This is a genomic window from Chitinophaga parva (assembly GCF_003071345.1).
Taxonomy (GTDB): Bacteria; Bacteroidota; Bacteroidia; order Chitinophagales; family Chitinophagaceae; genus Chitinophaga; species Chitinophaga parva.
The window spans coordinates 2,171,009-2,195,892 of sequence record NZ_QCYK01000002.1 but is presented as its reverse complement, the minus strand read 5'-3'; the positions used below and the strand labels follow the sequence as shown (position 1 = coordinate 2,195,892).

The 24,884-nt window shown below is 54.0% G+C and carries 17 protein-coding genes; 6 read left to right on the top strand and 11 right to left on the bottom strand.

Going from position 1 to position 24,884, the window contains the following annotated elements; translation table 11 throughout:
* The first annotated feature begins 2 nt into the window (after positions 1-2).
* Both DCC81_RS19050 and DCC81_RS19045 read left to right on the top strand, forming a co-directional pair.
* Entirely contained in the window at positions 3-425 is a 423-nt protein-coding gene (locus DCC81_RS19050) for a FixH family protein (RefSeq protein WP_108688158.1), read from the top strand.
* A 1-nt stretch (position 426) separates the two neighbouring features.
* Positions 427-1,116, top strand: a complete 690-nt coding sequence (locus DCC81_RS19045; RefSeq protein ID WP_108688157.1) for a sulfite exporter TauE/SafE family protein — start codon at positions 427-429, stop codon at positions 1,114-1,116.
* Here the strand turns inward: DCC81_RS19045 and DCC81_RS19040 are convergent.
* The 6 genes from DCC81_RS19040 to DCC81_RS19015 all read right to left on the bottom strand — a co-directional run bounded on the left by DCC81_RS19040 (position 1,113) and on the right by DCC81_RS19015 (position 11,779).
* On the bottom strand, positions 1,113-3,611 hold the full coding sequence (locus DCC81_RS19040; protein ID WP_165806648.1) for a WG repeat-containing protein: 2,499 nt from the start codon (positions 3,609-3,611) through the stop codon (positions 1,113-1,115). The two genes, DCC81_RS19045 and DCC81_RS19040, sit on opposite strands and share 4 nt — an antisense overlap.
* Positions 3,612-3,817: 206 nt before the next feature.
* The gene (locus DCC81_RS19035; protein ID WP_108688155.1) at positions 3,818-4,852 is read right to left on the bottom strand and encodes an alpha/beta hydrolase; all 1,035 of its coding nucleotides are present in this window, start codon (positions 4,850-4,852) and stop codon (positions 3,818-3,820) included.
* A 47-nt stretch (positions 4,853-4,899) separates the two neighbouring features.
* Entirely contained in the window at positions 4,900-5,652 is a 753-nt protein-coding gene (locus DCC81_RS19030; RefSeq protein ID WP_108688154.1) for an alpha/beta hydrolase, read from the bottom strand.
* Positions 5,653-5,854: 202 nt separating this feature from the next.
* Positions 5,855-6,730 (bottom strand): endonuclease/exonuclease/phosphatase family protein, encoded by an 876-nt coding sequence (locus tag DCC81_RS19025; RefSeq protein ID WP_108688153.1) that lies wholly within the window; start codon positions 6,728-6,730, stop codon positions 5,855-5,857.
* Positions 6,731-6,755: 25 nt separating this feature from the next.
* The gene (locus DCC81_RS19020; protein WP_205686368.1) at positions 6,756-8,549 is read right to left on the bottom strand and encodes a RagB/SusD family nutrient uptake outer membrane protein; all 1,794 of its coding nucleotides are present in this window, start codon (positions 8,547-8,549) and stop codon (positions 6,756-6,758) included.
* A gap of 23 nt (positions 8,550-8,572) precedes the next feature.
* A complete protein-coding gene (locus DCC81_RS19015) occupies positions 8,573-11,779 on the bottom strand; it encodes a SusC/RagA family TonB-linked outer membrane protein (protein WP_205686367.1) in 3,207 nt (1,068 codons plus the stop codon).
* Positions 11,780-12,056: 277 nt separating this feature from the next.
* Here DCC81_RS19015 and DCC81_RS19010 point away from each other — a divergent pair, with 277 nt between their 5' ends.
* Positions 12,057-14,696 (top strand): hypothetical protein, encoded by a 2,640-nt coding sequence (locus tag DCC81_RS19010; protein ID WP_108688151.1) that lies wholly within the window; start codon positions 12,057-12,059, stop codon positions 14,694-14,696.
* Positions 14,697-14,728: 32 nt separating this feature from the next.
* On the opposite strand, the gene DCC81_RS19005 is transcribed toward DCC81_RS19010, so the two are convergent.
* Positions 14,729-15,412, bottom strand: coding sequence for a M949_RS01915 family surface polysaccharide biosynthesis protein (locus DCC81_RS19005; protein WP_108688150.1), 684 nt, complete (start codon positions 15,410-15,412; stop codon positions 14,729-14,731).
* Between the two features lie 36 nt (positions 15,413-15,448).
* The gene (locus tag DCC81_RS19000; RefSeq protein ID WP_165806647.1) at positions 15,449-17,293 is read right to left on the bottom strand and encodes a transcriptional regulator; all 1,845 of its coding nucleotides are present in this window, start codon (positions 17,291-17,293) and stop codon (positions 15,449-15,451) included.
* A gap of 393 nt (positions 17,294-17,686) precedes the next feature.
* Between DCC81_RS19000 and DCC81_RS18995 the strand changes: the two genes are divergently transcribed.
* Entirely contained in the window at positions 17,687-18,019 is a 333-nt protein-coding gene (locus tag DCC81_RS18995) for a DUF4870 domain-containing protein (RefSeq protein ID WP_108688148.1), read from the top strand.
* A 276-nt stretch (positions 18,020-18,295) separates the two neighbouring features.
* Here DCC81_RS18995 and DCC81_RS18985 read toward each other — a convergent pair whose 3' ends face one another.
* Positions 18,296-19,354 carry an NAD(P)H-dependent flavin oxidoreductase gene (locus DCC81_RS18985; RefSeq protein WP_108688146.1) on the bottom strand — a complete coding sequence of 353 codons (1,059 nt, stop codon included), beginning with the start codon at positions 19,352-19,354 and terminating at the stop codon, positions 18,296-18,298.
* Between the two features lie 264 nt (positions 19,355-19,618).
* Between DCC81_RS18985 and DCC81_RS18975 the strand changes: the two genes are divergently transcribed.
* Together DCC81_RS18975 and DCC81_RS18970 are read left to right on the top strand one after the other, a co-directional pair.
* Positions 19,619-20,068: a KTSC domain-containing protein gene (locus DCC81_RS18975; RefSeq protein WP_108688144.1), complete on the top strand. Its 450-nt coding sequence runs from the start codon at positions 19,619-19,621 to the stop codon at positions 20,066-20,068.
* Between the two features lie 197 nt (positions 20,069-20,265).
* On the top strand, positions 20,266-21,138 hold the full coding sequence (locus DCC81_RS18970; RefSeq protein WP_108688143.1) for an alpha/beta hydrolase: 873 nt from the start codon (positions 20,266-20,268) through the stop codon (positions 21,136-21,138).
* Between the two features lie 129 nt (positions 21,139-21,267).
* Here DCC81_RS18970 and DCC81_RS18960 read toward each other — a convergent pair whose 3' ends face one another.
* On the bottom strand, positions 21,268-22,842 hold the full coding sequence (locus DCC81_RS18960) for an SGNH/GDSL hydrolase family protein (protein ID WP_108688142.1): 1,575 nt from the start codon (positions 22,840-22,842) through the stop codon (positions 21,268-21,270).
* A gap of 34 nt (positions 22,843-22,876) precedes the next feature.
* The gene (locus DCC81_RS18955) at positions 22,877-24,832 is read right to left on the bottom strand and encodes a glycoside hydrolase family 127 protein (protein WP_205686366.1); all 1,956 of its coding nucleotides are present in this window, start codon (positions 24,830-24,832) and stop codon (positions 22,877-22,879) included.
* Positions 24,833-24,884 lie beyond the last annotated feature (52 nt).

Here is a 24,884-nt window from a genome sequence, read left to right as displayed (position 1 = left end):
GCATGAGTTGGGGAAATGGATTAACGCTCGCCTTCCTGGGCTTTGCCCTGCTGATAGGCACCCTGGTATACAAGGCTACCCACACCCGGTTTGACCTCGTATCTGAAAAATATTACGAAGACGAGATCCGCTACCAGGAGCAGATCAACGATGCACATAACGCCGCAAAACAGCCGGCCGTAGGCATTTCACAGGATGAACAATACGTAACCCTGCAACTGCCGGATACCGCTGCCACCACCGGGCAGGCCTGGTTCTATTATCCTACGGATGCCCGCCAGGACCAGCACATTGCCCTGGTAACCAGGCAGGGCCTGCAGCGCATTGACAAAACACAACTGCCCAAGGGCCGCTGCCTGGTAAAGCTGCACTGGACGGCGCGCGCAGTACGGTATTATACAGAACAGGAAATGCAGATCAACTAATATGGAAGCGGTACTGACAGGCGCGCTGGTATTGGGTTTCATTGGCAGCGCGCATTGCGTGGGCATGTGCGGGCCATTGGTACTGGCCATGCCCTTTTCTGTGCAGGGCCCGGGCCGGCGCAGGCAGGGCATGCTGGCCTACCACGGCGGGCGCATTGGCATGTATGCCTTACTGGGCTCCGCTTTTGGGCTTATCGGGGAAAGATTGAAACTGGCAGGATGGCAACATGCGTTGTCTATCGGTGCCGGCATACTGTTGCTCCTGTTTGCCCTGGCCACCCTCCTGCCCCGCTGGTTCCCGGCCACAAAGGCATTGCGCGGTTGGCAAAAATTATGGCAACCACTTATGCTCCGGCTAATGCAACGCCCCGGCACCCCGGCTATGCTGGCCTTGGGTATGCTCAATGGGTTACTGCCCTGCGGCATGGTGTACATGGCCATAGCCGGTGCACTGGCGCTAGGCGGGGTATTACAGGGTAGTTTATTCATGATCGCTTACGGGCTGGGAACCCTTCCCGCACTTTTATTACTGTCCATGGTAAGCTGGAAAATGGATGCCTCTACGCGGCTTTACCTGCGCAAAGCAGCGCCCTATCTTGGTATGTTACTGGCGGCGCTGCTCATTGTGCGGGGACTTATGCCCGATGCGGCGCACGGGCTGTTCCGGCACTTCATCCGCTGCGGGCATTAATGCCCCGCTTCCACAGGAACAACCACCGGCTCCTCTACCGGCATATAGTCGATCGTGGCTTTCATGCGCAGGGGTAATGCCTTTCCTTCCGTATCGTAATACGCCCAGGTGCCATTTTTCTTTGCCATTACCGGGAAGCTAAAGGCAGCTTCCCCGAAGTAAAGCGTATTGTCATCCAACAACACCTCTTCAAACTCCACCGGCAGCACCACTTCCCCATTCCGGCGGATGATGCCGGATTGCTCACCAGCTTTTACCAGGAAATATTGCTTATTTTCCGTAGCACGGATCGATTCATATTTTGCAGGGATCACCGTCTTTCCATCCAGGCCCGCAAAGCCTTTCAGCACGGTACCGTCAGGGCCTCGTTTCACCAGCAGCAACAGGCTGTCCCGGAGATAATCTTCCCGGTCACCCGGCAGGAAATCATATTCCATGGGCACGAAGAGCTTTGTGGTACTATCGCCATAACCGTAGTGCGCGGCCCCGTTGGCATCGCGCTGCACAAAGAGGTAGGTGTTTTCCATCACCGGGTAAAGCATATCATACACCGGTGGGATCTTAAAATTACCGGCGGTATCAATGATCCCGATCTTATCATTTTTCATGATCATTGCCTTATCCTGGTAGGGATAAACCAGCTGGGGCAGGCCATCCTGTGTGTAAGCACCTTCAACCGTCTTCCGGGTTGCCAGGTCAAACAGGGCATATTGCCGCTTGCCAACGTGCACGCCTACACGGTCCTTATAACCACCTGGTACCACCGTATCATAAGGCAAGGCATACCGCTCATGCGTACGGCTGTTAAATACTGTGTAACGCAGCTTCTCCGACAGGGAATCACGGCGGGATATTACAAAATAATTGGCCAGGGTATCTGCCTGGTCAAGGCGCTGGCGGGAAAGCACCGGGTACGCCACCTTACCTTCCAGGTCCAGCAGGCCTTCCGCTTTATCATTATCCCTTTGTACAAAATACAGTTCGTGGTGCGCCACCGGTGTAATATTGTTATAGCGCGCCGGTATTACGAGGACATTTTTGACATAGTCGTAGATACCGTATTTGTAGTTAATTGCCACCTGCGCCTGGTTAGGATAACCGTTCGCCAGGAACTGTACATCGTCAAAGCGGGGTGGGATGATCACGGTGCCATTGGTGTCTATTACACCCTGCCTGCCATTCTTTTCCGCCATGAGGTAGTATTTCCGGCTTGTATCCGTATCATAAATGTAGCTGTATTGTGGTGCCACCAGCTTGCGGGTATGCAGGTTATAGAAACCCATCAGCTCTCCCCGGACCAGTTTCAGGAATGCCGTTGTGGTATCGCTATCCATGGGGCGCCAGGGGCGGATATCGTCGTAAGCGCCTTGTAATACCGGCTGCCCTTTCGTGTTGAATAAATAGCACTTGTTTTCCCTGACGGCTACCAGCAGGGTATCACTGATCATCATGAAATAATCATCATACAGGGGCTGAATGATCATATGGCCGCTGGTATCGGCAATGCCGCTCTTACCTTGCTGGCTGATCTCTACCAGTGGCCTGGGCAATGCGATCCCATCGTAGCGGATGGATTCATATTGCGTGGGCAGTACTTTCTGGCCATCCGCATTTACCATCCCGTATAATTTCCCCTGTCGTACAGTCCTGAAACCATCCGCCAGCAACGGTGCGCTGTCATCCTCCCTGTCCAGGCAGCCGCAGGTATCTTCTGTTACCGCCTTGGTGCGCAGGTTAATGAGCAAGGGCTTATTATCGCGTGACAGGCATTGCACCCATTCATCACTGCGCATATTGGCATGCTGGTGGTCATATTCAAAGGGCAATAATATGTCATTCCGGAAACTGATGACGCCCCACTTGCCGTTCTTTTGGGCAAATGCGTAATCTCCTTTGCTTTCACAACCAAAACAGTAGTCCATGTCTTCGTACACGCAAGGCGTGGTAAGTTTTGCGGCCCGCTTGTCATAAATGCCCCATTTATCATCCTGCTGTACGAGGAAACAGTTGCCGTCCAGCTCATTCACCGCATCAAACAGGAAAGGCAGGGCGAAGCCAGTAGCCTTGTACAGGGTAGACTTCCCACCCTTTGTTACCCTCCATGCTTCCCGGTACTCCGTGGCAATGCTATCATACTCCGGGCGCAGCATCCACTTCCCGGATAGCAGCAACACGCCCTGTTTTTTGTCCAGGGACACCAGTTTAAAATACTCCGGCAGGTGGCCCTCCGCGGTATCTGCACCGGGTATGATGCCATCATTGCCAGCCACGGGCACCACGTCAAACGCATGGCCGTCCCGGTCCAGTATCCGGTCAAAAGCACGCTTGCCGGTACTGTCAATATAATAATAGTCGCTTCCCTGCTGCACGCGGGCAAATCCATGGACAAAACGGGAGCCTCCCTCCAGTTCCTGGGCAACAGCCCGGCAAAAAAATGCCAGTAAAAAAAGGCTGCACAATAGCAGGGGTTTCCTGTAAAAACGGGTGTTAAACATGATCAAATGGTTCATCGGTTATATGGCGCTGGAATAAAAATACCTGGTCACTGTCAGGGCAAAGATGGGATCAGTAGCGGCTATTTCCAAATAAACAGGGTCTACAGCCTAACTACAGGGGCGTCTACAAAACGTCTACCGGGGGCCCACAAAAAAGCCGTCCACACGCGTGTAGACGGCTTGGTACCAAGAGAAAAACCGGATACCTATTTCAATGCATTGCGCAATTCATTGCCGGCATAGCGCATGGCAGATTGTACCGCAGGCACCGTGGCAATGGGGTTGAGCAGGCCATAGTCATGGATCAGGCCATCAAAACGCACCAGTGTAGTGGGTACGCCTGCCTGGTCCAGTTTGCGCCCATACGCCTCGCCTTCATCGCGCAGCACATCATTTTCTGCTACCTGGATGAGAGCCGGGGGCAAGTCTTTCAGCTCGTCCAGGGACGCCTTCAGCGGTGTTACATAATAGGCCATGCGATTATTCTTCGGGGTGTAAGCGTCCCAGAACCAGATCATCATGTTGCGGGTCAGGAAACGGTCAGTGGCAAACTCCAGGTAAGAACCGGTGTTGAAGTTTGCATCCGTAACAGGCCACAGCATTACCTGGAGCTTCAATGCAGGGCCATGCTTGTCTTTTGCCATCAGGGCTACGGCCGCTGTAAGATTGCCACCTACACTGTTGCCGGCAATTGCCAGGCGGGAAGGATCTACATTGATCTCCGCCCCATGCTCCGCCACCCATTTGGTGCCGGCATAGCATTCAATCAGTGCGGTAGGATAATGTGCTTCCGGGCTACGGGAGTATTCCACGAATACGGCCACTGCACCGGAGTTCACCACCAGGTCGCGCACCAGGCGCTTGTGCGTGGCAAAGTCGCCCAGGATCCATCCACCACCGTGGAAGAACATGAACACGGGCAGCGTACCACTCACGCCTTCAGGGCGCACCACGTACAGCTTCAGGTTCAGCCCGTCTTCCTGCACGTTCTTTTCGGTCACCTCAATGCCGGAGACATCCACCTGTACGGATTGCTGCGCGCCTTCCAGCACCTTGCGGGCATCCGCCGGGCTAAAGGTTTCCAGGCCTTTGGCTCCCGGTACGTTCAGCACTTTTAAAAACGCCTTTACTTCCTTTCCGATCTTCGGATCTTTCTGCGGGTCCAGGGTCTTCACCTGGGCATGCGCAGCGCCGGCCAGCAGGCTTACTGCCAGCGCCAGCTGCATAACTTGTTTTTTCATTGTTTTATCAGATTAACGAGTGAGTAAGACAAAGACCGCTACCAGCATTACTTCCCGGCATGCATCGCTGCATCTGCGATCACTTTCGCTACTTCCGCGGGGTGAGAGATGAATACAACATGGCTGCCGTTGATCTCCGTGGTGCTGGCACCGCTGCGTCTGTACATGGTGCGTTCAATGACAGGGTTGATGCATTTGTCGCCAGTGGCTACGATCGCCCAACTGGGCTTGGTTTTCCAGGCGGCCACGGTGAGCGGTGTGGTGGGGCCTTTGGCGCTCCATACCCCCTGCGATGCACACATGAAAGCTGCTTTAGCCGCGGGCAGGTCTGCGCAGAATGCCTTGTGGAACTTGGCTTTATCAATGTAGATATTGCCTTGTGCATCCGGCGGCAGGATGCCATATTCCGGCAGCGTGGGCGCTGAGCTGGCCAGTTGTAGCACGGTTTCACCTACTTCCGGCTGGAATGCGGCTACATACACGAGGCCTGCTACCTTGTCTGAACCACCGGCCTGGGTGATCACCGCACCCCCCCAGGAGTGGCCTACCAGGATCACCGGGCCTTCCATCTTGTCCAGGATCCGGTTCACAGATGCCACATCATCTTCCAGTGAGCTTAACGGGTTTTGATCTACCACTACATTGTAACCTTGTTTGGTAAGGATGTTGTAAACGCCTTCCCAGCCGGAGCCGTCTGCAAAAGCGCCGTGCACCAGGATGATGTTCTTCACCGGTCCCTGTGCCAGTGCGCACAGTGTACTTGCTACTGCCAGCGCCAGCGTCATAAAGATCTTTTTCATAGTTTTTAATTTTGCCCCAAATGTAGAACCACTAACTACCACCGGCCATTGCTATTCTGGCTTTTGCGTTGTGACATTTGTTACTTGGGCTAACAACAGAAAAACAGGGGGAAAACAATCACGATATATCGCGGTTTTGCATAAAAAAAGCCCGTTGCAGGAATACAACGGGCGCGGTTTTTTATAGGATACGTACAATAGATTATTTACCGTGGGTCACATCCGCCATCACGGGGAAGTGGTCAGAAGGCATGCGGGCCGTGCCCGTATCGCCATCCTTGCTTCGGTAGGTATCATCCAGGATGCCGTAACGCTGTACGGTGAAGTCCTTGGTGAGGAAGATGTGGTCAATGCGGCTGGTGGTGGCCAGGTTTGGCTTAAAGGCGTTGAAAGAACCGGTCAGCGCATAACGCAGCTTCGTGGTCTCGTACGCATCAAACAGCACATTGCTGGTGGCCAGCAATTTGTAAGACTCGCTGGTCTGGTCCACGTTGAAATCACCGGTGAGGATCACGGGGCGGCCATTGGTCATCTCCTTGATCTTTTTCAGGATCAGCTTTGCACTTTCTGCGCGGGCTTTCACACCTATGTGGTCCATGTGCAGGTTGAACATGTAGAAGGTAAAACCAGTCCTGGTCTCCTTAAACAGGCCCCAGGTGCAGATGCGCGGCAGCACGGCATCCCAGCCTTTATTAGGGCGGTCTTCCACTTCAGAGAGCCAGAAATTACCCTGCTGCATCACCTTGAATTTTTCCGTGTTATAGAAAATGGCGGAGTGCTCTCCTGCTTCCTTTCCATCATCACGCCCTACCCCGATGTAAGCAAAACCGGGCAGGCTGTCCTTCAGGTTTTCCAGTTGGTGTTTCATACCTTCCTGGGTGCCAAAAATATCGAACCCGTGAAAACGCAGCAGGTTCGTGATCACCGGGTAGCGGGTTTGCCAGCCGTTGCCGTTCGCAGCATCTTCCTTGTTGTTGTCGTTGCGCAGGTTATACGTGCCTACCGTAAAACGCTGGGCCATGGAGGCCTGCAGCCCTGCGAAAAGGCAGATCACTGCCATCCAGATATTCTTTCTCATGGTTTTCGTTTATCCGTTCAAGATACTAAAGTTTATCCCAACCTTCGTTCTGCGTCAGGTTCGTGTTCAGTTGCAGGGCTGTGAGCGGCAATGGGTACACGTACATGAAGGGCTGGAAGGTACGGGAAGTAGCATCCTGCCAGTGCAGTTCACCATAAGTATCGTTAGACAGGCGCTGGGGGTTGGCTACACCGCCCACGGTGGCGCCTACATTTACATAGGTAACACCCGCTACAGGATTAGCCGGGGCGGTATCCTTGTAGAAGCATACATCCATCACACCGTCGGCATTCAGGTCCATCGGTACATTGAGGGCCGGCACGTACATGCCATTCCATTTTTTCAGCAGCAGGTCGCCATGCGCCCAACGGGTCAGGTCCATCCAGCGGAAGCCTTCCAGGGCAAGCTCAATGGCGCGCTCACGGCGGATCTCCATAGTGGTAGCCTTGGTCACGTCCGGGTAGTAAGTAGATTGCATATACGGATCTATCACGGTAGGCATTGCATTAGCATTGGCGATGCCGGCGCGGGTGCGCAGGGCACCAATGGTCTGCTGCCAGATCGTAGCACTCATCTGGTTCAGTTCATCCATTGCTTCCGCGTAGTTCAGCAGGATCTCCGCATAGCGCATTACCGGGATACTGTTGGTATTGTTTGCACCGGCATCATAGGTCATGTCATCCAGGCACCATTTAATGGGCTGGTAAGCGGTGTAGGTATAAGAGAACACAGGCGGTGCTGCCTGTACCTTACCGCTGTTGATACGCGTGTAACCCGGGGTGCGGATGGTCTGCGCCAGGCGCAGGTCGCGGTTTTGGGTTTCATGTGCCAGGGTCATGGTGTCATGGCCGGCTATGCTGGTAAAAGGTGTACCGTCTGTCATCAGGTAAGTGTTGATGAAATCGCGGGTGAAGCTGAAACGGTTGCCATACGTAGCACTGGTGTAAAACCAGTTGGCATCATTGTACTTGCCCAGGGTGCTGCTGGCCACGTTTGCCAGCATTACTTCACTGGATACCGGCGCAGGGCTGATGAACAGGTTGCGGTAAGCCAGGGTGCCCTGGTTCAGGGAATATTTACCACCATCCATTACCGCCTTGGCAGCGGCAGCGGCCTGGGTAAGCAGGTCTGTGGAGCCGGGCAATGCATCACCGCGGTATTTGCGGAAGGTACCTTCAAACAGGCACACCCGGGATTTGAAGCCCAGGATCACGTTCTGGGTAATGGTGCTGCGGGTAGCATCTTCACCGGCAATGATGTGGCTCGCGGCCCAGTCCAGGTCAGCGATCACGGAGTCCATTACCAATACGCGGGAATCGCGTTTGGCGTACAGCAGGCTGTCGTCTACCGCCAATGGATGACTGATCCAGGGCACATCGCCATAACGTTTTACTTTTTCAAAATAGAAGAACGCGCGGAAGAAACGGGCTATCGCGGTGTAGTTATCGCGGGTAGCCTGCGGTATCGCCGGGTTTACGTTGTTCACGATGAAATAGTTCACATTGCGCAGCGGCTTCCAGTTCCAGTTATCGGCAGCTTCCGATTGCGGGGTGTACACACCGGTACGGATAAAGTCAGGCACGGTGGTCACTGCGCCAAAATCAGACAGGTTACAGTCTGTACGGAAAGGCGTGTTGATGTCCGGCAGGATATCATATAAAGAAGTCGTATACAATTTGAGGCCGGCTTCAGAACCAAATACCGCCGCATTGGTGGCGCTGGCCTGCGGCTGCTGGTCCAGGGCCTTGGTACAAGCCGCCAGCAAAGCGGCGCCAGACAACATCACAGCAGCCCATTGTTTTTTAAAGGGTATATGCATCACACTGAGTTTTAAAGGAAGGATTATAATGAAACTTGCAGGCCAAACGTAAAGCTCTTCAGGATCGGGTAGTTGTTACCATTACCATTGTTGGAAGTGCCAGTGAGCAGTACGTCAGATTTACCGATGTTCTCCACGTCAATGTTGCGGGTCAGCTTATACAGCGGGGACGCCGTCCACAGGTTTTCGCCGGAGAGGAAGAAGCGTGCGCTGCCCAGGTGTGCCCTTTCTACCATGTTGTGCGGCAGGGAGTACCCGATCTGCAGGTTCTTGAGGCGGATGTAGCGCACGTTCTGCAGGTACTTGGTCTGGGCAATAGACAGCTCGTTACCACCCTGTGCTACGTAGCCGCGGAAGCGGGGGAAATAGGCGTTCGGGTTGTCTGCTGTCCATTTGTTGCCTTCCTGGTATTTCAGTGCATAGTTGTAAGGACGGTTGTACTGGCCCCAGAATGCATCTGCTTCCCCACCGGGATACCAATCCTGTTTGCCTACGCCCTGGAAGAAAGCGTTGATGGAAAAGTTATTCCAGGAACCACCCAGGCTGATGCCGTAAGTGTAACGGGGTGTGGTGTTCCCGATCACGCGCTGGTCTCCCGGGTCTTTCAGCGTATTGGAACCATTGGTGATCTTCTGATCGCCGTTCAGGTCCTTGAATTTCAGGTCGCCAGCCAGCCAGTGGCCGGAAGTGGAAGACTTGTATTGCGTGGCCTTCATGGCGCCGCTGTTGTAAGTATCCGCGTCCTTGTCGGTCATGAAGCCATCATTCACCAGGCCCCAGATGTCACCTACGTGCTGGCCCTTGTAGTAATCCGTGAGAATACCGGAAGCATTGTTGTAACGCGTGATCACCGCGTTGTAATCAGACATCCACACGCCTACGTTATAGTTGAAAGGTTTGTTGGCCACGGTGAATTTGTCGTGCCAGTTCAGGCTCACTTCCCAGCCGCGGGTACGCAGGTCAGCATAGTTGCCCTTGGGAGGATCTGCACCGAAAACGTCCGGCAGGGTGGGCCCTACGGTAAACATGTTCAGCGTTTTGCGGGTATACACATCACCGGTTACCGCCAGGCGGTCGTTCAGCAATGACAGGTCGATACCGCCATCCGCAGTGCGCGCGGTTTCCCAGGTAAGGCCATCGGGCAGTACCACCGGGTTATTGGTCTTCTGCGGCAGCACCCCACCGATCACGCGGCCGGATTGTGAAATATTGAACAGCTCCTGGTAAGCATAGGAAGCTACGTTACCATTGCCCAGTGAACCATAGGAACCGCGGATCTTCACGTCAGACAGGATCTTCGGGTTTACATGCCAGAAAGCTTCCTGCGACAGGCGCCAGCCGGCAGATATGGAGGGGAAGAATGCATAACGCTGGTTAGCCGGGAACTTGGAAGAGCCATCGTAACGGCCGTTCACTTCCAGCAGGTAGCGCTCTTTGTAAGAATAGTTCAAACGGCCAAAACCACCGAGGATGGCCCATCTGTCCCAATAGCCTGCCGTGCTGATATTCTGGCCCAGGGCCAGGTTCAGGTTATTGGCGCCGGGGTAGGCCAGGCCATTGCGCAGGGCAGAGAAAGCGGAGTAGGAAGACTGCTCAAAGTTGTAACCTGCCAGTGCCTTGAAGTAATGATTACCAAAATGGTTCTCATATTCACCATAAATGTTGGTGGCAATGTAGTTGGTCTTGGCAGTCAGGTTCTGCAGGTCGTTGTAAGCGGAACCCACATAAGCGATCACACCGGGCGCAGTGCTGTAAGGCACCGGCACACGCTTCTGGGTTTCACCATTGTTCATGTACTGGAAGGTAAAGTCGCCTTTTACGCGGAAGTGGTCGTGTGCAAATCTGGCCACAAAACCCGTGGTGTTGCGCAGCTGCTGGTTGGTGGTATCAATACCGTTCCTGCCATAAACGAAGTCGCCCACGGTGTAAGCGGCAGAGAAGGTCAGGGTACCATCCGGGTTGAACAACATGGAGGAAGGGTGGCCTTCATCCGCCATGTTACGCCAGATGCCGCCGCCTTCCCCCACGTTCAGCGGGTTGTGATAAGTGCGGTAAGCAAAGTCGGTGCTGTTATTCAGCTGCAACCAGGGCAATACCTGGAGGCTGCCTTTAGCGCGGAAGTTGTAGTTCTTGAAGTTGTCGGAATTGTAACGGAACAACCCTTCCTGGCCAAAGTAACGGCCGGTGATGTAGTAGCTGGCCTTTTCGCTGGCGCCGGATACCGCCAGGTTCTGGTCCGTGGAGAAGCTGTGGTTCTTGTACAGCAGGTCATACCAGTTGGTATTGCCATAGTATACATAGTTACCGTTGGCGCCCACTTCCACTTTTGGCAGGGAAGGATTTGCATTGCGGTTCTTGTATTCCGCCAGGTAAGCAGCGGAGAAAGGCTGGGTTTTATTGATATTCTGCGGGGTCTGGGAATAGTCGTTCCAGGCAGACCATGCTTCATTAAACTCCGAGGCGTACTGGTAGCCATTGTCCACGATATCCGGCACGGAGGTAGGGCTTTTCAGAGAATAGTTCGAGGAATAAGTAACGGTTGTTTTACCCTTTGCAGGATTCTTGGTAGTAATGAGCACCACCCCAAATGCAGCACGGGCGCCATAGATAGCCGCGGAAGACGCATCTTTCAGTACGGTTACACTGGCCACATCGGCGGGGTTGATCAGGGAAGGATCACCCTGCACACCGTCTATCAGCACAAGGGCACTGCCACCCTGGCCAATGGAGGTAGTACCCCGCACATTGTAAGTGGGGGACTGGATGGGCTTACCATCGCCCATCACCAGGTTCAGGTTGGGAATGGTGCCCTGCAGGCCCTGGCTGATGTTGGGGATAGAGCGATTGTCCAGCACAGCGCCGGATACCTGCGACACGGCGCCGGTAAGGTTAGCCTTTTTCTGTGTGCCGTACCCCACCACCACTACGTCGTTGAGAGAGGCCACTTTGGTTTTCATTTTCACCAGGCCGTTCTCCGCCTGGATGGCAGGCACGGTGTCGGTGTTAAAACCCACATAGGTAAAGATAAGTTGCGCGCCAGGATCGGCGTTAAGGCTGAACGCTCCTTTTGCGTCGGTGCTGGTGCCAAGACTGGTACCCAATACTTTTACCGAAACGCCGGGTAATCCCTGGCCGGTTTCATCGGCAACCTTGCCTTTTATCATGCGGGACTGTGCGTGAACACTTGCCACACCGCCTGCCAGGCAAAGCATACAAAACCATTTTTTCATGGTGCGTTGGTTGTTTAAGAGATTGTTAGTGACAGAAAAATTGATGGCGCGAAATAAGGAGGCGCATCCTAATGAAGGGGATAACGGAAGATTAACGGGCGGGCGCGGCATTGTCACAGAACAGGCCATGGTAGCTGGTTACAGGTCATTAACCTTTATTAACCCCGGGCATCCGGTCACATTTCTTAAAAATTTGTTAACATTACCCGTACCCAAGCTTGGGTATTTTTGTGCCGTGAAGCGATACAGATACACAGGTTTACTAGCAATATTAATCTTGTTACTGGCACACTTTGCCCATGCTCAGGAAGGATACGGATTAGAGTTCAAGGCCAAGAACATTGTGCCTGAACAGCGCACCGCATTAGCCATCCCGGATGTGCAATTGTCTGCCGGACACGATTTTACACTCTCATTTGATCTCTCCTTTGTTCCGCAGTCTTCTACCTACTTCGGCTACGTGTTCCGCCTGATCGATAATAAGGAGCAGAACATAGACCTTATATATAATGTACATGCCCGCGCATTGCAACTGGTAACAGGCAATGAATTTTCCGGTATTAACGATTACATGGAAAATCCCGGCGCACTATCCCGGGAGTGGCGTAACATCCGGCTTAATATCGGGGTTAACGCCCGCCAGATCGAGCTTTGGAGCGGAAACCAGCTTATAGGTAAAGCCCTGCTGAAAATGACGCTGGGCCATTCCCTGAGATTATTATTCGGGGCCAACCATGATGGCAGTTTTAAAAACATAGACCTGCCTCCCATGCGCCTGCGCGATGTAAAAGTATACCGGGGCGAAAACCTGCAATATCATTTCCCGTTGGCGCAAACAGGCGGTACACAGGACACAGACCTGGTACGCGGCAAGATTGCTTATGTGAGTAACCCCGTGTGGCTGCAACCCCGCTACCACCACTGGCAGCCCGCCGGCAGCTGGACGTTGAGCGGCAATGCCAGCCTGGCTTTCAACAGTAAGCAAGGCATCGTCTATATCATGGGCCAGGATGAATTACTGCAAATGGATGTAGCGCACCGCCACCTGCAGACCATCCCCCTCACCCGGCACACTGGGGCGCCCCCCGGCAACCAGTCGCTCTACGATGAGCAGCACGGCCAGTTGTATAATTTCTTCCCGGACACTGCATCCGTAGCGGTGTTCGACAGCGCGCACCAACGCTGGAGCTATGCGCTGGACAGCAATATCACTACCCATTTCTGGCACCCGGCCCTCTTCTATTCCAACGTGGACAGCGCCATGTACGTGATAGGCGGTTATGGTGATTATCAATACAAAAACCTGCTGCGCCGGTACCATCCCGATACCCGCCGATGGGACACCCCCTCCGTGCACGGCGACCGCTTCACACCGCGTTACCTTTCTGCGGTGGGCATGAATGCGCAAAGCGACACGGCTTACATCCTGGGCGGCTATGGCAGCATCCAGGGAGAACAGCTGCTCAATCCCCACAATCTCTACGATCTAACGGTGTACGATATACGAAACCGCCGCTATAAAAAAATCTATACCCTGCCCAAACCCGCGGCACCTTTTGCCTTTGCCGGCAACCTGGTGATAGACAGCATGCAACACGCCGGCTTCGCCCTGGTGTTTGCCAATGACTGTATGCAATCATCCCTGCAGCTGGTAAAGGTAGACCTGCAACACCCGCAATACCAGCGCCTCGGCAGTGAGATCAGCTTCCCCTTTATCGATACCAAATCCGATGCAGCCCTGTACTACTGCGCACAAACGGGCGAACTGGTAGCGGTGACCTACTATGCAGCAAACAATAAAACAAGCGTAGTAAAAATGTACACCCTGCTCATGCCAGTGAATGTGCCACCACCCATTGCCGTAACATCACGCTGGTGGCGGATTTCCAGTAAATGGAGGGCGGGGGCCGCAGTATTGTTCCTGCTGGTGGCGGGATGGTGTGGCTGGCGGTTTCTGCGGACACGCAAACGTACCGGTGAGATCACTCCCGCACCGGCAATACCTGAAGCACTTCCGGAGATAGAGGCTGCGCCGTTGATGGAAACGCATATGGGGCTTGAACCAGCGCCACCCGCGCAGGCCGCACCGCTCTCGGAAATACCCCCGGTTGCGCACGCTGATACGGAAACCCCGGCAGCTGTTGATGCGTCCTTTAAACCGGTTGCCACCATCACGCCACCACCAGATACGCCGGGACCCGCGCCCACAGCCCATTCCAGTGTGCGATTATTTGGCGGCTTCCAGGTACTGGATGCCAACGGGGAAGATATCAGCCGGCAGTTCAGCCCATTAGTGAAAGAATTGTTCCTGCTTATTTTGCTCCCCAATATCATGGGCAGCCATGGCATCACCACGGAGCGGCTCACGGAACTGCTTTGGCCCAATATGACGCCCGCCGCGGCCAAGAATAACCGCTCGGTGAACATTGCCAAGCTGCGCAGCCTCCTGGAGAAACTGGGCCCTTATGCTTTGGTGAAGGAAAAAGGCAAATGGAAATTGCTGCTGGATGAAGACAACATTCACATTGACGTGCTGTCATGGCAGCGGCTGCCGCCCTTTCATGAAGACCCGGACCAGCACCTGGCCCTGCTGAAGAATGGAGCGCTACTGGACGGGCTGGATTATCCCTGGCTGGATAGCTACCGCAATGAAATAAACTCCCAGGTGATCACCGCGCTGGATACGTATTTGCAGGCCAGGCATGACCAGCTGTCGCCGGCCCTGATGATCACGTTGTGCAATTGTATGCTGCAGTTTGATGCGCTGAGTGAAGATGCGGTGATCTACAAGTGCAGGGCGCTGGTACAGCTACATCAGCATGCGTCTGCGCGGAAGATCTACCAGCGCTTCCAGGAAGAGTACCTGTCGATCTATGGGGAGAAGTTTGAGCGGGATTATGCGCAGTCTTCAGTGTGACCGGGGCCTGCCCCCCCAGGCAACATCCTCCCTCACAACACACTTTTATGCTTCTTCATTCCTTCCTCCCAGCCACTTCCCAGATAGGCTTCTTCATTCTGCACTATCCGTTTTAAAATCGCAATTCCCTGCTGCTGCACTGTCGCTGGCAAAGCGTAAAACGTAGCATCCACGCGGGTTTGCCGGCCCTCATCCAGGTCACTGTCCTGGTGGCGGATAGCGATCTTCTGTCCTTTATAGACCAAGATCAGCTTTAACCGCCCACCATTACCGTCCTCCTCTCCTTTTGTGCTGTAGGCAATGAAAACATCTGCAAGCCCGTCTCCGTCCAGGTCTGTAAAAGCGCAGCTTTTGCTCCAGAACCAAATGGAAATTTCGCCTGCCGTTTTATCGATGAAATCATTGATCTCCCAGTTCTTAGTGTATCCGTCACCGTTAGCAACAACGCAAACTGCTTTGATGGCGCGGTGCAGGGTATCCGCGTTGGGGCCATCGTGGACAATACTATCCTGCGATTCCGTAAGCAGCACATAATTACTGCCATGCCGGTCCTGGAAGGCAAAGGCTTTAAATACCGGAAACTTAATACCCAGGCGGGCTTTCACGGTCTCGGGGAATAACGTGTTCACTTCTCCTTTGGAAAGGGGCGCGGGGTCCTGTGCGCGGGCTGCCAGGCCGGCAAAGGCAAGAGCGCACCATAATAATATGCTCTTCATTGGGCTGAAAATATAAAATACCGTCTGCTGATACGTTTATGCTAAGGTACGGATGAACTGGTCCAGGTTTTCGTCTTTGTCTAATCCCAGTTTTTGTTTGATCCGGTAACGCGCCATGCGGATACTTTTTGCCTCAATGCCCAGGCGCACCCCTATCTCTTTATTAGATAACCCCATTAAAATGTAAGTGCAGTATTTCAGGTCCACGCGGGTAAGGCCGCCCTGGGCCTTTTCCTGCAACTGGATCACAAAGCTGGGGTGGATCTGGGCAAAGTCCTGTTTCAGGGATTCAAAGTCCTCGTCCAGGCGGGTGCGCTCGGTGATAATGCGGCCTACCTTGCGCAGGCGGGGATCTGTCTCTCCTATTTCCGTGATCTTTTTTTGCAGGGATTGCAGCAGGTCATTTTTCTCTTCCAGCTCCAGGGAGCCTGCCAGCAGTTCTTTTTGCAGGAATTGCTTCCGGGCCTCCAGCAGTTGCTGTTCTGCATACAGGCGGGCCGTTTCTTCCTGTTGCAGGCGGGCGCTCAGTTCTGCTTCTTTCTTTTGCAGCTCCAGTTCGCGGGTTTTGCTGGCGGCTACATCGGCCTTTAATTGCACGTCTTCTTTTTCCTTTTGCAGCAGCTTTTGTTTTTCGATGGAGGCACGCAGGCGGAAGTGATAAGCGCGGAACAGGAACAGCAGGGCCAGCAGGCAGGCAATGATGAGCACCACGTAGATCACATTCAGCTTTTTGTTAAAGGCGGCCTGTTGCTGGGCCACCAGCAGGGCGCGTTCCTTCTTTTCCGTTTCGTAGCGGGCTTCCAGCTTTTTGGCGGCGGCCAGCTGTTCCGCGTCAAAGAAGTTCTTATAATACTCCATGTAGGATTTGTAATATTCCAGGGCTTTCGTCTTATCCCCCCGCTGCTCCGCAATGTTGCCCAGGTTCTGCATGATGTGCAGGCGCACCGGCCCGTTGGCAATGGCCTGGGAATTCACTACTGCCAGGGCTTCCAGCAGGTAGCTTTCCGCGCGTTTGTAGTCGCCGTCCAGCACAGCGTAGTCGCTCAGTTGCCCAAAGCAGCTGGCCACCACGGTCTTCTGCCCGGTTTCCCGGGCGGTTTGGAGGGCAATATTAATATAATGGATGGCGCTGTCTCGGTAAGTGGGTGGGTAATAAGCGGCATATACATCGGCCATATTGAGGGCTACCACGGCAATGATGCTCGGGGTGTTCAACTTGTTGCGCAGCTGAAGCGCGGTCGTATAGGCCAGGCCGTTATACTTCATACACTCCTGGAGCAGGGCCTTGTCCGAGGAGTCTTTCCGGAAGCGGTACTCAAAACTGCTGGCCATGGTCTGGTAGCCATTGCACAGGTCATCCGGCAGGCCACTCTTCCGGGCAGCGTCCAGGCACAGGCGGGCATATTTTTCCTGGCTGGCCAGGTCACCTTCATCGCCATAAGTACCGGCCATAAAATAATAGATGCCGCCCAGCGTAGCATAGTCATTACTGCCCTCCAGCAGCTTAATGGCCTTGAGAAAACTGCTCACCGAAGCCTCGATACGGTCCTGGAAATTATCCAGCTTCCCCTTCCGGTACCATACCAGCCCTTGCATCACTTTGTCCCCGCTGCGGTCTGCAAAATAAAGGGCGCTGTCTATGTTCCGGGCCGCAAGGTCGGTGCTGTCCATAGCCAGGTATACCTGTGACAAGCTGACATAAGCACTGGCGTAAGCAAGGTCGCTCTTATCTTTTTTTGCCAGCTCCATGGCCTGGAAGGCAATGGGCAGGCCTTCCCTGGGCGCATTAATAGCCGTGATCCTGGCCAGCTGGCCCAGGGTACGGATGCGCTGGAATGTGGTTAATTCCTTTACGGCCAGTTCGCGCCGCAGGGAATCCATAGCATATTGCTGCCCCCGGGCAACCGGGGCACCTAATAACAAGAGTAATAAAAACAGTAGTGGGTACTTACGCATAGACCTGTAGTACAGTCGGGCCGCATCAATTCGTAAAAGCGGGCCGGGTAAAAGATATGGAATTGCCAGCAAATTACATCCCTTTTTGATAGGACTGTCTACCAATCCGGAAAAAAACGCCTCAGCACTCCATTGCGCAACCAAATTATTATCAATGCCTTAAATATTAAAGTAGACGTTTTGTAGACGCCTGTTTTTCCCCCGGTAGACGAATCATAGGTGCTCAAAATTAGGCGGGGGCAGAAAGCGCCGCTAAGTTTGCAGCATCGAAACCAGGCAACCTTTCCATTAACCTTCAAACATAAAAAACCCGGAATTATGAACAACAAGACTTTAGCCGCCATCTCGTATGTAACCCTTATTGGTTGGATCGTTGCTTACGTACAGTACAAGAACAGCCAGGACAAAAGCCCCCTGGTACGTTACCACCTGGCGCAGGCCCTGGGCCTGGCCATTGCTTCCATTGTGTTGAGCATTGCCATCGTGATCGTCACTTCCATAGTGCCTTCACTTGGTGTCATTTTGTCGTTCGTGACCTTTGTACCCCTCATCTTCGCGGTGCTCGGTATCATTGCGGCACTTAATGAGGCCAGCAAGCCCCTGCCCGTTATCGGCGGCATGTTTACCAACAAGTTTGCCTTTCTCAACTAATCCCTATGCCCGGCCTTTCATCCGTACAGGCAGCATGCGCCGGGGCCCCAAGGTAACTTTCTATCAGGGCCGGGATCCGTCCCGGCTTTGATGAAATACCTTTAATATCTTTTTGTTGATCAAGGCTTACCCCTGACTTACAATTGTTATCTCCCATACACGCTTCCATTTCAATATGCATTGACGGGAAACAAGCTTCAATGTGAACAAGACAAGACTATAAATGCCAAAGGCCGGATTCCTCCGGCCTTTTCCCGTGGAGGGATGTACAAAAATTCACAACGCCTCTGCCTGTTCCACCAGCGCCGCCAGGATAACCGCCGCCGGTGCGCGCAGGCTTTTATTGGCAGACTGTCCCGCCCACATGGCCACAAACTCGTTGTCGTCTGCTTTTTGGGCGGCTGCGCGGATAGGCGCCACCAGGGCGTTCTGTACCGGGTAAGGTAAAATGGGGATGCCCGCTTCTTCCACCAGCTGCATAAAATGATTGCGGATGCCCCTGGCCCAGCGGCCGCTGAAAGCGCGGGTCAGCGCGGTGTCCGTATCGCTGGCAGCCAGCAGCGCAGTCTTGTAAGAAGGAATGGCATTGCTTTCATCACTGGCTATAAAAGCGGTACCCGGCTGCACACCCTGCGCACCCAGTTGCAACGCGGCCTTTACGGTATGGCCGTTGTAAATCCCACCCGCTGCCACTACCGGTTTCCGGGTAATGCCCGCTACCGCCGGCACCAGCGACATTACGCCCACCATGGGCAGGGGCTCATGCTCCAGGAAGGTGCCGCGGTGGCCACCAGCTTCTATGCCCTGTGCCGTAATTACATCTATGCCGCGCTGATCCAGCACCATGGCCTCTTTCGTGCTGGTGGCAGTACCGATCAGCACTACACCGGCGGCTTTGAACGCGGCAATGTAATCATCGTCCGGTATGCCGAAGGTGAAGCTTACCACCGGCACCTGCTCCTCCAGCAGCACCTCCATCTGGTCGCGGTAACTGAAAAACCGCAGGCTTTGCACATCGGTACGTGCCGCGGGCAACCGGTGCTGGGATGCCATATTAAAAAGGAAGTCTGCCATGATGCCGGCATGAATGGGATCCACCGGCGCTATTTCATGCGCAAAGAAATTCACGGCAAACGGCTTGTGGGTAAGGGCCCGGGTCTGGTGGATGAGTGCCCGCACCTGCGAAGGCGGCAAACCACCAATGGCCACAGAACCCAGTCCGCCAGCGTTAGACACTGCGGCCGCCATCTCCGGCGTGCTCACCCCCAGCATGGGCGCCTGTATAATGGGATACTGTACTTTCAATAGGGTGGTCAGCTCGTTTTGCCATTCCATACAACATGGTTTTTGATAAAGTTACGTCACCCGGTAAAAACCAGGTCACAAAAAAAACAATGCGCCAGGATGAAAAACCTGCTGTGATGTACATATCCCGCCGGTTGTTGCCTGTTTGCAAACACGCCCCTTTTCCTACCGGCGCAGCACACCACTCCGCTACCGGGCAGGACCGTCTTTACGCAAAGGTTTACGATTTCTTGACATGGGCCACCACGCTCCCTGGCGGATTTACCCTAACTTTGCGCGGCATCTAACAAGTACATGAGTAACATAACAGCATACCGCAAATTATTGGGCGTTTCCAAGACCACGCCTGTACAGGAATTAAAAGTGATCTACCGCAACCTGATGAAAGAATGGCACCCCGACAAGTTTGCCACCGCTGAAGAAACAGCCCGGCTGGAAGCGGAAGCCCGCAGCAAGGAGCTCATTGAAGCCTATAATTTCCTGGTAAGCGTAGCCCCCGAAACCATCGAGGCCGCGCTGCCCCAGTACACGGAAACGATCAACGCCTCCCCCCTCTCAGACTTCAACTATTCCAAGACCACCCTCACCCTGGTATTCCAGGACGGCAGCAGCTACGAATACTTTGAAGTGCCCAAAAACGTATACGTAAAACTCATTAACTCAGATACGCCCGGCCGTTTCTGCCGCCGCCACGTATTCCATGAATATGTGTACCGCAAAGTAAGCAGGGCAATGGAGGTGTAAAATACGTACAACGTACAATGTACAACGTACAATGTACAACGTACAACGTACTTGATCCAATAATTAGGGCGTACCCGGCAGGTATGCCCTTTTTCGTTTAAGCTCCACCCGTTGGAGCCAAAGTACGTTGTACGTTGTACATTGTACGTTGTACGATTTTTTTGTACTTTAACACGGTAACCTCCAATCCACGGAACATGAAAAAATATCTTTTGCTGGCTATAGCCCTGCTCCTGTTATGCCCCTCCCCTATAAGCGCCCAAACAGGCAAGGTATACGATAACCTTTCCCTGCCCAGTAAGATACTGAAGATGGATCGTAAGTTTGCCATCTACCTGCCGCCCGATTACGAAACGTCAGACCGCAGTTACCCCGTGCTGTACCTGCTGCACGGCGCCGGCGATGATCAAACGGGCTGGGTGCAGTTTGGCGAAGTGCAACGCATTGCCGATGAGGCGATCCGCAATGGCACCGCGGCACCCATGATCATTGTAATGCCCGATGCCAATACCGGCAACCGTGGCTACATTAACCGCATTGACGGCCAATGGAACTATGAAGATTTCTTCTTCCAGGAATTGATGCCTTATGTAGAAAAGAAATACCGCATCCGCCAGGAGAAGCGCTACCGCGCCGTGGCAGGGCTTTCCATGGGTGGCTGGGGTACGTTCCTGTATGCATTGCACCACCCGGAACTGTTTGCCGCAGCCTGCCCCCTGAGTGCGGCCGTGGGCGCCTTAACGCCCGAAGAAGGTAAACGCTGGTACCTGGAAAATGGTAAATACCAGATGCCCGATTCCACGACGTACAAAAATTTCTATAATAAATACAGCGTGCTGCAACTGCTCAATGACGTGCCGGACGACCACAAGAAAGATGTGCGCTGGTACATAGACTGCGGGGACGATGATTTCCTGTTTGAAGGCAACTGCCTGGCGCACATCCTTATGCGCAAACGCGAGATTCCCCACGAGTTCAGGGCCCGTGATGGTGGCCACACCTGGACCTACTGGCGCAGTGCCTTACCCACCGTACTGGAATTTGTATCAATGAGCTTTCACCAGTATTGACAGTTGCTATTTTTCCGCGGCCGGCTGCATCCACACTACTTTCTGTACAGATGCATGCGGCGCTGCCAGCACCTTGCCATACAGTTCCGGCCTGCGCGCGTTGCGGTAGCGGAAACCGCCTGCCAATATTCAGGGCGATAAAAGCGCCGCAGCTCTTTTTGCATACAAACCAGCCTTTGCCGTGTCTCCTGCGGCAGCTGCATATTGTGATGCGTACTGGTAAAACACCGGGTCTGTATTGTATTCCAGCATTACGGCTTCGGCTATACGCTGTATTTGCCGGGCGTCATGCACCTGCTGGTAATGTTCCATCAATGCATCCATGGCATCGTTCCACGACACCCGCTTGCTCACCAGTTGCGCCGCCAGCTTACCTTCCACGCTGCCGTCTATTTTAAAACTATCCGGGATGGGCTGCAGGAAAGGCCATCCTTTTTTCAGCAGCATCACGTCATATTGTCCAAACAAGGTATCCATGTTGGTCAGGGGCATATCCACCAGCAATTGCTCAAAGCTATACGCCTTCCCTTCCATCCCCGGCAGCGCCCGGGCACGCTCCATTGCCCTGTAAAACGCATCCGACAGCAGCGCATAACCATACAGGTTGGGATGCACATGCTCCAGCAAGGTTTCCTCCCCGATGACGCCGTGCGGGCTGTGTTCCACAAACACCGCGTGTGCATCCACCAGGTGCACGCCCGAATAACGTTGTGGCAATTGCCGTAATACTGCGTTCATGGCCTCCGGCGCACGGAAGCGCAACTGATCCAGGTCTTTTGCCTGGCGGAAGGCTGCAGCGGCCCTGGTGAAATCACCGGTGGCATACCATTGCCTGCCTTGCAGGAATAAGGCTTTAGCACTATCTCCCGTAAAAGGTGGCAGGTCCTTTTCATTGCTCACCAGTGTGCTGATAAAAAGCGGTACCTTCCCACGGCTGTACACGCGCGCCAGTGCTTCCATGTTTTCGGAAAACTGGTCCACGCCGGCCTGGTACCCGCTGGAATGCAGGGCTATGGCCTGTTCTGCAGCCATGCGCTGCATCAGGTTCTGGGAAGTATCAATATGCTGCCGGGAGGCAATGCTATTTTGAATAAGCTGTGTAAGCCGCAGATCGCGCAGGCCCAGCATGACGCGAACCAGCCAGCGCTGGTTGCCTAATTTACTGGTGGATGCCACGCCCTGCGCACCATAGTATTCATTGTGCCCGGTGTATACCAGCACGGCGTCCGGCTGGTAATGCAGCACCTCCTTGCCAAATGCCAGCACCGTGTAAGAATTCACCGCTGTGAGCGATACATTGATCACCTCGATATTGCGTGAGGGAAAGGTCTGCATGAACCGGTATTGCAACCAGCGGTGAAAAGAGCCGTTATGCATATACGGGTAGCCCACGGTGGTAGACTCTCCCAGCACAAACACGCGGAAAGTGCCGGGTTGCTTCTGCGCGCGGAATAGCTCGTAATTGCCCATGGTGGCATTATCTGCCGCCGTAAAGAATTTCTCCGATGCATACCGGTTCATCACCAGGTAGCCCGGGTGTTGCGGGTCGTTGATAAACAGGGCATGGGAATGCCCATAGCCAAACAAACGCAGGCCGGCCTCCAGGAGCAGCAGTACTGCCAATGGCAGCAATAAAGCAATGAGCCGGAATGAAAAAGCACGCCAGGACCGGGCCTGGCGCGCTGAAGGGTGGGTTATTTGCATACGGTCAAAAACTTTCTATCATGGATCATGTCTGTCAGGGCGCCACTTTCACGGAGGCTACTTTAGTGGGCAGCCATACTTCCATTTCACCCTTGCCACGGTTTGCCCACGCGTAATAAGGAATAGCCGTCAGCTTTTCCTGTTGCGCCACTACCTGCTCCCCGTTGGCAGCCGGCCTGAACACCGGCACCTGTCCTTCAATGGTCATTACGCCATCCAGCAGGTCCGGGCGGTAAGCGGTGGTAAATTGTGCATCCAGGGGCAGTATCATGTTATACACGCTGCCGGCATTATCCGGGTGCTCCACGCAATACACCAGCGGGCCACGCTGCAGGGCCACACGGTTGCGGTCCTGCACAATGCTGTCATTGGCCACTACCTTGCGCACATCCATAGGCAGGTGCAGCGCTACTACGTCTCCTTTCTTCCAGGTCTGGTTCAGCACCGCATACCCCGCTTCCATATTGTACCGGGCAGGTTTGCCATTCACCGTGATGGTAAACTTCGTCGTGTCCTGGTCCGCGAAACGGTAAGCGTTGCCAGGCACCGGCTCATTCATGGCCCAGCCAGGAATGCGCACGTGCAGGGGGAACGCCATATTACGTACAGGCGTTACCGTTATCTGCACATCGCCCTGCCAGGGATATTTTGTGGCCTGGGCAATGCCTACACTGCCTTTTTTCAAAGTAAGGTCCGTGCTGCTGCCAATGAAGAGATTTACCCAGATATCATTGTCATCCTTTGCATAAATGTAATCCCCCAAAGACTCTACCAGGCGCGCAATGTTGCTGGGGCAGCAGGCCGTACCAAACCACTCGGAGCGTGCATAATTGCCTTCGTTCGCCAGCGGGTTGCCGTAAAAGAAATGATCGCCGGAGAGCGATAGTCCATCCAGTGCCCCGTTGTACAGGCTGCGCTCCAGTACATCCACATATTTGCTTTCGCCGGTAAGCAGGTTCATACGCTGGTTCCAGAACACCATGCCCACAGAGGCGCAGGTTTCGCAATAAGCGTCTTCGTTAGGCAGGTCATAATCTTTTGTAAAGCCTTCATTATGGCCGGAAGAGCCAATACCGCCAGTGAGGTACATGTTGCGGTACACTACATCCTGCCACACGGTTTTCATAGCCTTCATGTAGCCGGTATCCTGCTTTGCAGCGCCTACATCCGCAGCGCCGGTGTACAGGTACATGGCACGCACCGCATGGCCGGAGATCTCTTTCTGGTCTGCCACCGGCGTACCGTCCTGGCAGTAGTCTGCATTGCTGCCGCCTCTCCAGATGCCACCGCGCCCGTAGCCGTGGCCGCGTTGCTGCAGGTACCAGTCTGCCAGGTCCAGGTATTTCTTATTGTGGGTGGTCTTGTAAAGCTTTACCAGCGCCAGTTCTATCTCTTCATGGCCGGATACCCAGTGGCGGTTGGCCAGGCGGAAGGTACTGTCTATATGGTCTGCAAAACGGGTGGCCACGGTGAGCAACTTCGTTTTGCCGGTAGCGTTATAGTAGGCCACCGCCGCTTCGATCAAATGCCCGGCGCAGTAGTCCTCATGCCGCTCCATGTCCGTCCAGCGGTTTTGCAGGCCGCCCAGGGTGTAGTAAGTATTGAGGTAGCCGTCCGGCTGCTGTGCTTTGGCAATGATGTCCGTCCATTGGTCAAATTTGGCTTCCAGCGCGGCATCCGGGTGGTTCTTCAGAGAATAGGCCATGGCTTCCATCGCCTTGTACACGTCAGAGTCATCAAAGTAAATGCCCTCGTGTTTTTCTCCATCGTTACGGGCTACTTTTTCAAAGTTGCGGATGCGCGGTGTCTTTACCTCCGTCTGGTCTATACACACGGGGATGGTCACCTTGGTAACCGTTTCCTGGCGCGGCGTCCAGAAAGCGTCATTGATCTTTACCTGTGAAAAGCCCACCGGCTGCAGGGTATTGATCTGCGCAAAGGCAGGAGCGGTAAGGCTGAATGCGAGTGATGTAAGCAGCAAATGTTTCATGTAATGCATTTTGAAAAGCATCCGCACCGCGCCTGCGCAGCACGGATGCAGG

What these genes read in the sequence shown, in the direction of transcription:
- DCC81_RS19050 (WP_108688158.1), top strand. Translation starts at nt 3, where the DNA reads ATGAGTTGGGGAAATGGATTAACGCTCGCCTTCCTGGGCTTTGCCCTG.
- DCC81_RS19045 (WP_108688157.1), top strand. Translation starts at nt 427, where the DNA reads ATGGAAGCGGTACTGACAGGCGCGCTGGTATTGGGTTTCATTGGCAGC.
- DCC81_RS19040 (WP_165806648.1), bottom strand. Translation starts at nt 3,611, where the DNA reads ATGTTTAACACCCGTTTTTACAGGAAACCCCTGCTATTGTGCAGCCTT.
- DCC81_RS19035 (WP_108688155.1), bottom strand. Translation starts at nt 4,852, where the DNA reads ATGAAAAAACAAGTTATGCAGCTGGCGCTGGCAGTAAGCCTGCTGGCC.
- DCC81_RS19030 (WP_108688154.1), bottom strand. Translation starts at nt 5,652, where the DNA reads ATGAAAAAGATCTTTATGACGCTGGCGCTGGCAGTAGCAAGTACACTG.
- DCC81_RS19025 (WP_108688153.1), bottom strand. Translation starts at nt 6,730, where the DNA reads ATGAGAAAGAATATCTGGATGGCAGTGATCTGCCTTTTCGCAGGGCTG.
- DCC81_RS19020 (WP_205686368.1), bottom strand. Translation starts at nt 8,549, where the DNA reads ATGCATATACCCTTTAAAAAACAATGGGCTGCTGTGATGTTGTCTGGC.
- DCC81_RS19015 (WP_205686367.1), bottom strand. Translation starts at nt 11,779, where the DNA reads ATGAAAAAATGGTTTTGTATGCTTTGCCTGGCAGGCGGTGTGGCAAGT.
- DCC81_RS19005 (WP_108688150.1), bottom strand. Translation starts at nt 15,412, where the DNA reads ATGAAGAGCATATTATTATGGTGCGCTCTTGCCTTTGCCGGCCTGGCA.
- DCC81_RS19000 (WP_165806647.1), bottom strand. Translation starts at nt 17,293, where the DNA reads ATGGATTCCCTGCGGCGCGAACTGGCCGTAAAGGAATTAACCACATTC.
- DCC81_RS18995 (WP_108688148.1), top strand. Translation starts at nt 17,687, where the DNA reads ATGAACAACAAGACTTTAGCCGCCATCTCGTATGTAACCCTTATTGGT.
- DCC81_RS18985 (WP_108688146.1), bottom strand. Translation starts at nt 19,354, where the DNA reads ATGGAATGGCAAAACGAGCTGACCACCCTATTGAAAGTACAGTATCCC.
- DCC81_RS18975 (WP_108688144.1), top strand. Translation starts at nt 19,619, where the DNA reads ATGAGTAACATAACAGCATACCGCAAATTATTGGGCGTTTCCAAGACC.
- DCC81_RS18970 (WP_108688143.1), top strand. Translation starts at nt 20,266, where the DNA reads ATGAAAAAATATCTTTTGCTGGCTATAGCCCTGCTCCTGTTATGCCCC.
- DCC81_RS18960 (WP_108688142.1), bottom strand. Translation starts at nt 22,842, where the DNA reads ATGCAAATAACCCACCCTTCAGCGCGCCAGGCCCGGTCCTGGCGTGCT.
- DCC81_RS18955 (WP_205686366.1), bottom strand. Translation starts at nt 24,832, where the DNA reads ATGAAACATTTGCTGCTTACATCACTCGCATTCAGCCTTACCGCTCCT.